This is a genomic window from Marinovum algicola (assembly GCF_900109145.1).
In the GTDB taxonomy this organism is placed as follows: Bacteria; Pseudomonadota; Alphaproteobacteria; order Rhodobacterales; family Rhodobacteraceae; genus Marinovum; species Marinovum algicola.
This window is the reverse complement of the sequence record NZ_FNYY01000048.1, coordinates 1-7,098: the sequence shown is the minus strand read 5'-3', so window position 1 is coordinate 7,098 and position 7,098 is coordinate 1. Positions and strand designations below refer to the sequence as shown.

At 59.5% G+C, this 7,098-nt stretch carries 8 protein-coding genes; 7 read left to right on the top strand and 1 reads right to left on the bottom strand.

Going from position 1 to position 7,098, the window contains the following annotated elements; translation table 11 throughout:
• The 6 genes from BMW90_RS25780 to ccmI all read left to right on the top strand — a co-directional run.
• Positions 1 to 309, top strand: a 309-nt coding sequence (locus BMW90_RS25780; RefSeq protein WP_244526634.1) for a hypothetical protein, incomplete at its 5' end; no start/stop codon positions are given.
• A gap of 212 nt (positions 310 to 521) precedes the next feature.
• Positions 522 to 1,648, top strand: a protein-coding gene (locus BMW90_RS25765; RefSeq protein ID WP_139211562.1) for an IS3 family transposase whose coding sequence is annotated in 2 segments (ribosomal slippage) — positions 522 to 786 and positions 786 to 1,648 — 1,128 coding nt in all. Because the reading frame shifts where the segments join, the coding sequence is not laid out codon by codon here.
• A gap of 158 nt (positions 1,649 to 1,806) precedes the next feature.
• Positions 1,807 to 3,807 carry a heme lyase CcmF/NrfE family subunit gene (locus BMW90_RS25760; RefSeq protein WP_074840611.1) on the top strand — a complete coding sequence of 667 codons (2,001 nt, stop codon included), beginning with the start codon at positions 1,807 to 1,809 and terminating at the stop codon, positions 3,805 to 3,807.
• Between the two features lie 2 nt (positions 3,808 to 3,809).
• The gene (locus BMW90_RS25755) at positions 3,810 to 4,376 is read left to right on the top strand and encodes a DsbE family thiol:disulfide interchange protein (RefSeq protein ID WP_009824474.1); all 567 of its coding nucleotides are present in this window, start codon (positions 3,810 to 3,812) and stop codon (positions 4,374 to 4,376) included.
• Positions 4,373 to 4,843: a cytochrome c-type biogenesis protein gene (locus tag BMW90_RS25750; RefSeq protein ID WP_009824475.1), complete on the top strand. Its 471-nt coding sequence runs from the start codon at positions 4,373 to 4,375 to the stop codon at positions 4,841 to 4,843. The genes BMW90_RS25755 and BMW90_RS25750 overlap by 4 nt, the downstream gene beginning before the upstream one ends.
• Positions 4,840 to 5,997: a c-type cytochrome biogenesis protein CcmI gene (gene ccmI, locus BMW90_RS25745; RefSeq protein WP_043847209.1), complete on the top strand. Its 1,158-nt coding sequence runs from the start codon at positions 4,840 to 4,842 to the stop codon at positions 5,995 to 5,997. The genes BMW90_RS25750 and ccmI overlap by 4 nt, the downstream gene beginning before the upstream one ends.
• 280 nt (positions 5,998 to 6,277) lie before the next feature.
• On the opposite strand, the gene BMW90_RS27330 is transcribed toward ccmI, so the two are convergent.
• Positions 6,278 to 6,511: a DUF2933 domain-containing protein gene (locus BMW90_RS27330; protein WP_407657415.1), complete on the bottom strand. Its 234-nt coding sequence runs from the start codon at positions 6,509 to 6,511 to the stop codon at positions 6,278 to 6,280.
• A 146-nt stretch (positions 6,512 to 6,657) separates the two neighbouring features.
• On the opposite strand from BMW90_RS27330, the gene tnpA reads away from it, so the two are divergent.
• Positions 6,658 to 7,098 (top strand): IS66-like element accessory protein TnpA (gene tnpA, locus BMW90_RS25735; protein ID WP_074840607.1); only part of this gene is annotated, 441 nt, incomplete at its 3' end.

Below are 7,098 nucleotides of genomic sequence, written 5' to 3'. Positions count from 1 at the left end.
CGAGGCCGCGTGATGGCGGCAACGACCTACGTGTGCTCCATCGCCCATGTCGCCACCCGCCTGGGCGAAGATCCCGAGCTGCTCGAGGCCATCGTCAGCAACGACGACAACCTAACCTACGGCAATATCGTCAGCGTCCATGTCGGGCACGACGACTACATCACCGCGCTGACCGACGACGGCATCGACGAGATACGTGATATGCTCGCATCCGCACGCAGGTCCGTCGAAGAGTGGCACAGCTTCCTCGACGACTTCGTCGCCGAGCCAGACATTATCGCCCGCGTCAAGGACCAGCCGCTGCGGTAGAAACCGGGCGCTTACGATCTACCTCGCTGCCATCCTTTCCGGTCTGGTCTTGGGCTCGCTCGCCCCCGGTATCTCGGGGGTGTTCGAGGCGCTGCTTTGGCCGGTGTTGGGGCTTATGCTGCTACAGACCCTAGATTGAGATCATTGGAGTAGCCCCCTGAAAGTGGTCCACCAACAGGGATAGATTCATCCCGAATATTGGAGGATCAGCGATGGCTGGAAAACGAGAGAAGCCCGAAGAGATTGTATCGAAGCTTCGGCAGGTTGAAGTTTTGCAAGGACAAGGGGCGACGATTGCGGAGGCGGTGCGCCAGATCGGGCTGACGCAGCAAACGTTATACCGCTGGCGGAAGCTCTACGGCGGTATGCAGCGGTCACAACTTGCGCGGCTGAAGGAGCTGGAGAAAGAGAACCAGCGGCTGCGACGAGCGGTATCCGATCTGACCTTGGACAAGCTCATCCTAACCGAGGCAGCCAGGGGAAACTTCTGAGCCCTTCGCGTCGCCGCAAGTGCATTGACCATGTTCGGCAGGAACTGGGCGTGTCTGAACGCCGTGCCTGCCGTACTTTGGGCCAGCATCGATCCACGCAGCGCAAGGTGCCCCAGGGCCGAGCGGAAGAAGAACGTCTGACCGACGACATCATCGAGCTGGCCGATCAATACGGGCGCTATGGCTACCGCATGGTCACCGGCCTGCTGAACAACGCCGGTTGGCATGTGAACCACAAACGGGTCGAGCGCATCTGGCGACGTGAAGGGCTGAAGGTTCCGCAAAAGCAGAAGAAGAAAGGACGGCTCTGGCTGAACGATGGCTCCTGCGTGCGTCTGCGGCCTGAGCGGCCGAACCACGTCTGGTCGTATGACTTCGTCCAGGACCGTACCGCCGATGGCCGGGTCTATCGGACACTGAACATCATCGATGAATACACAAGGGAGGCGTTGATGATCCGCGTCAATCGAAAGCTCAACTCAACCGACGTTCTGGATGCCTTGACGGATTTGTTCATCCTGCGCGGCCCGCCTGAATATATCAGATCCGACAATGGCCCAGAATTTATCGCTCAGAAGGTGCGGGACTGGATCGCGGCGGTCGGTGCCAAGACGGCTTACATAGAGCCGGGGTCACCATGGGAAAAGGGATACTGCGAAAGCTTCAACGCCCGCTTCCGGGACGAGTTGCTCAACGGTGAAATCTTCTACAGCCTGAGGGAGGCGCAAATCCTGATCGAACAATGGCGCATCCACTACAACACGATCAGGCCGCACAGCGCTCTGGGCTACCGCCCACCCGTGCCGGAAAGCATCGTGCCAATGGACCAGAGGCCGACGATGCACTAAGAATTAAACCGGACCACCCGATGGGGGCACGCCAGTTTTGTAATCATTTGTCACAGCATCCTGTTACAAACGGTGACAAAGCAACCACTCACAGTTCGCCGGACGATTTGCTAGACAGACGTCGATCCAGTGAATTCATTGAAGAGGCTGATGATCCTTTGACACCTGAAATCGGTCATTTCGCGCTGGCACTGGCCTTGGCCATGGCGCTTGTTCAAAGTGTGCTGCCCATCCTCGGTGCGGGGCGCGGAAACATCCTGTGGATGCAGTCTGCCAGATGGTCCTCGTTCGGTCAGGTTTTCTTTGTCGGCATCGCGTTTCTGGCGCTGATGCAAGCCTTCGTCACAAGCGACTTCACGGTCAAGAACGTGGTGGAGAATTCCAATTCACTCAAACCGATGCTGTTCAAGGTGGCAGGCACCTGGGGCAGTCACGAAGGATCCCTGTTGCTGTGGACCCTTATCCTGACGGTGTTTGGTGCGGCGGTCGCCCTCTTCGGATCGAACATTCCTCTGTCGCTGAAGGCAAGAACGCTGTCGGTGCAGGCCTGGATCAGTGTCGGTTTCCTGACTTTCATGCTGCTGACGTCCAATCCCTTCGACCGCGTTTTCCCTCCGCCAGACGACGGTCAGGACCTCAACCCATTATTGCAGGATGTCGGTCTCGCCATGCACCCGCCGCTTCTCTACTTCGGGTATGTCGGGTTCTCGATTGTCTTTTCGTTCGCGGTTGCCGCCCTGATCGAAGGGCGGGTGGACGCGGCCTGGGCACGGTGGGTACGTCCGTGGACGCTGGCTGCCTGGATGAGCCTGACCGCAGGCATCGCGCTGGGATCCTGGTGGGCCTATTATGAGCTTGGCTGGGGCGGCTGGTGGTTCTGGGACCCCGTTGAGAACGTCAGTTTCATGCCATGGCTGATGGGCACGGCACTGCTGCATTCCGCAATCGTGACGGAGAAACGGGATGCGTTCAAAAGCTGGACAATCCTTCTGGCGATCCTGACTTTTTCCCTATCGCTCTTGGGCACGTTCATTGTCCGATCGGGCCTGCTGACCTCTGTGCATGCATTCGCGGTCGACCCGGAAAGGGGACTTTATATCCTTGGATTGCTGGCCGTTTCGATCGGCGGTTCCCTTGCTCTGTTTGCCTGGCGCGCGCCGACAATGGAGCCCGGCGGCCTGTTTAAGCCGATCAGCCGGGAAGCGGGGCTATTGGTGAACAACCTGCTGCTGGCCACGGCCACCGGCATTGTGCTGTTCGGCACCTTGTACCCGCTCTTCTACGAAGCCGCGACGGGCGGTGAAAAACTGTCGGTGGGGCCGCCCTTCTTCAATGCGTCCTTTATTCCCGTGATGCTGCCGCTCGTCTTTGCGATGGGGCTGGGGCCTTACCTGTCCTGGAAACGTGCCGATCTGGCGGGCGTTCTGCAGCGGTTGCGTTTCGTGGTCGTTCTGGCCGTGCTCGCGACATTGGTGACCTGGTATCTCGCCGAGGGCGGTCCGGTGTTGGGGTATCTGTCGCTGATGCTTGCATTCTGGCTGTTTTTCTCAACCCTGCGGGAATGGGCGATGCGCATAAAGCTGTTTGAGGCACCGTTCCCGGAATCGGTGCGCCGTGCACGCAACCTGCCCAGATCCTCTCATGGGATGACACTGGCTCATGCGGGGCTCGCGATGGCGATGTTCGGATTTATCGGCTCGACGGTCTGGAAATCCGAGGAAATCATCTTTGTCCGGCCCGGTACAGAGGTCAGCATTGGTGGGTTCGATGTCACCTTTGAGGGGGCCGAACGTGTGCGTGGGCCAAATTACTTCGCGGATCGTGGCACGCTTCGTGTGGCCCGGGAGGGGAACTATGTCACCGATCTCTTCCCGGAGCGGCGTACCTATCCGGTCGCGCAAACCACCACCACAGAGAGCGCCATCAGATCGACAATGGCCGGTGATCTCTATGCGTCCATCGCAAATCCGGCCGCCGAGGACGAGAGCACGCAAGGGGCTTGGACCCTGCGCATCCTGTATGAACCTCTGGTCAACTTTATCTGGATCGGATCGGCGATGCTTGTGCTTGGTGGGGGTCTTTCGCTGTCTGACCGGCGGTTGCGCGTCGGGGCACCCCGTCGCAAGGCGACAGCGCCCGCAGCACTTCCTGCGGAGTAGGCATGGGACGTATACTGGCATTCATTCCGCTGGCAATCGCGGCCATTTTCGGGGGGTTTTTTCTGTGGGGCTTGAACCCGGACCGGGACCCGAACAACATTCCTTCGGTTCTGATCTCGCAGCCGGCACCCGAATTCGATCTGGCCGCTGTCGACGGGTTGGAGACGCCAGGGCTTTCCCGCGCCGATCTGGTCGGGAACCCGCGACCGGTCATCGTGAACGTGTTTGCCTCGTGGTGCGTGCCCTGCCGGGCCGAACACGGGGTTCTGACCCAGATGGTCGAAAAGGACGGGCTGACGTTGTTCGGGATCAATTACAAGGACAAGCCGGAGGATGCGACTAAATGGCTTGCTGAGCTTGGCAATCCCTACGAAAGGATCGGGTCTGATCTGAGCGGCAGAGTGGGGATTGAATGGGGCCTTTCGGGCGTACCTGAAACATTCATTGTCGGCTCTGACGGGACGGTGTTGTTCAGATATGTCGGCCCCGTCGTGGGCGAAACGGCGATTTCCACATTCAGGGAAGCATTGATCCAGGCTGGCGCGTTAGCAAGGGGCCAGAACGGATGAGGTATATCGCATTTGCTTTCCTCCTGCTGCTTCCGGTGACGGCCTTGGCGGTCGAGCCAGACGAGATGTTGCAGGATCCTGTACTGGAGCAACGCGCCCGTGAAATATCACGGGAACTGCGCTGCGTTGTCTGCCAGAATCAGGACATCGACAGCTCCAACGCCGGGGTTGCGCGGGACCTGCGCATACTGGTGCGCGAAAGGCTTGTTGCCGGTGACAGCGACAAGGAGGTCATCGCGTACATCCACGCCCGGTATGGCGATTATGTCCTGATGCGCCCGCCCCTGAATCGCGCCACTCTCGCGCTCTGGATGGCGCCCTTCGTGTTTGCGCTTGTTTCGCTGCTTGTCGGCTGGACCGTCATTTCGAGAAGCCGGCGCAGGGCTGCCGCAACGGGATTTTCCGATGACGAAAAAGCGGAAATTGCGCGTTTCATTGAAGAGAACGCTTCAAAGGACGGTTCATGATCTGGTTGGTTTTCGCCCTGTTATCCGTTGTCGGTCTGCTTTTCATGGGCCTGCCGCTGCGCCATCGGTCGTCGCGGACACCCGTCCCGGCTGACGCCACGGATGCGGTCCTCATGGATCAGTTGGATGAGGTTCGGCGGGATCTTGAGCGCGGTGTCATTTCCGACACCGAGGCCACGGCGGCGGAGCAGGAGATCAAGAGACGGATCCTCGTGCAGTCGCGCCGGTCCGTTCTGTCAGATGGGAAACCGGCGGCAGGGGGCCGCTTGATGGTCGTTCTGAGCGCAGTGTTCGTGCCGGTCTTCGCTTTTGGATATTACTCCGCAATGGGCTCGCCAGAGATCCCAGGTGTCGCCTTTGCCGAACGTGCCACTGAACGGCAGGAAGCGGCGGAAATCGCCGAATTGACAGATCGTCTGTACGTCCGGCTCAGTTCAGACCCCGAAGGCGGGCCTTCGGAAGGCTGGATGCTGCTGGGGCAAACCTATTCGAAAATGGGCCGGTATGCGGATGCAGCCGATGCATATAGAGTTGTCGCACAACGACCGGAGGCCGATTCCGCCGTCTTCTCCATGTTGGCCGAGGTTCTGATCTACGCAGAGCAAGGTGTGGTGACACCTGAAGCGGACACCGCGATTGATCGGGCGTACGAACTGGATCCTTCCAATCCCGGTGCTGCCTTTTTCAAGGCAGTCTCGCTCGAGCAGAAGGGCGATGAGGCTCGGGCTCACGAAACGCTGGTGGCCCGGCTGGACGATGCGGATAGGTTTTTCCCGTGGATGGAAAGCTTTGTTGGCGAAGCCAACCGGATTGGCGCGAAGATCGGCAAGGCTCCGATCTCGCTGGCCGACTATGCCCCGAAGACCAGTGCGTCCGGCCCGACACAGGAAGACATCGAAAACGCGCAGGACATGAGTGTGGAGGAACGACAGGATTTCATCCGCTCGATGGTCGAACGGCTGGCCACGCGGCTGGAAGATGAGCCTGACGATCTTGATGGATGGATGCGGCTTGGCAATGCCTATTCGGTTCTGGGTGATACCGCGCCGGCAATCGCGGCGTTTGAACACGCTGAAATCCTGTTGTCGGAGGTGCCGGGAGATGACCCGCGCCGTCAAGCCGTGCAAAGCGCGTTGGAACGGTTGCGCCCGTAGTGGCGTGGGCGACCGTCGCTGTGCAGGTGAATGTGAGGCAGGATCAAGGTTTGGCGCTTAATCGAAAGCCCATCCGGTCCGGCCGTCGTCACAGACTATTTCGTGGGTAGTACCTTCAGACTGACCGACCAAGCGACATCCTACGGGAAGCATGACGTCGTGTGCCGCATCCCGTGTCACGGAAGGGGGCTCAAGTGGGCAAAGCTTGCCCGAGGCCGACTGGGCACAACCGCCGAGGGCCAGAATACCTGCAATCGGAATTCCGATTGTCAGCCGCGTTCTAGCGGGCGCGTACCAGTTCTCGTTCGGGAGCTTGGCCATCTTCAAATTCTGCATCCACAGTCGCCTCGTTCGCCTGTTCAACTCTTGACCCGTGACACGACTTTCCCATCATCCTGTGCATGACGACATGCGCACCAAGACAAAGTGCGAGCGGCGCAAAAAGGCCGACGTTGCCCCACAGACCCGCGATCGTGCCGCCTGCAATAAAGAATGCGGCGACTGGAAACAACATAACGGCACAACAGGCCATCATACCATACTGCATCAGTTTCGATGAACCGTAACCGCCCGATTGAAACCGCCTGCCTGACTGGGACTCTCTGATCTAAGACACGTGCATAACGGCGTCGTTATCGACGTGTCTTATTTGGAGGGGCCATGCTGGGCGAAGTTCTGGGCGTTGAGCGGCGCCGTCGATGGAGCGATGACGAGAAGCTCGAGATCCTCTCGGAGGTCGGCATGGGCGGTGCGACGGTGACGCAGGTCGCGCAGCGCCACGAACTCACCCGGTCGCAGATCTATGGGTGGCGTCGGGATCTGAAGAAGAAAGGGCTATGGTCGCCGGATCGCGGAACTGTCTTCCTTCCGGTAGACTTCGATGCGACCCCGGAACCTGCCTGCGCCTCCGTATCCGCCCCCTCGCGGCCGGTCCTAATCGAATTGCGGCTGAGAAATGGGCGGTGCCTGAGGTTCGACAGCAGCATGGATGGTGACGCGCTGACCCGGTGTCGCGTAGCCCTTAATTGGGTTCTGCCTCATTCTGTGTGGCGGAGAGGCAGCATTCGGGCTCTGAGCAGCTCTGGACCTGCTCGACCGTAC

Coding starts and splice junctions, on each gene's coding strand:
- BMW90_RS25750 (WP_009824475.1), top strand. CDS start 4,373: ATGAGGTATATCGCATTTGCTTTCCTCCTGCTGCTTCCGGTGACGGCC.
- BMW90_RS27330 (WP_407657415.1), bottom strand. CDS start 6,511: ATGTTGTTTCCAGTCGCCGCATTCTTTATTGCAGGCGGCACGATCGCG.
- ccmI (WP_043847209.1), top strand. CDS start 4,840: ATGATCTGGTTGGTTTTCGCCCTGTTATCCGTTGTCGGTCTGCTTTTC.
- BMW90_RS25755 (WP_009824474.1), top strand. CDS start 3,810: ATGGGACGTATACTGGCATTCATTCCGCTGGCAATCGCGGCCATTTTC.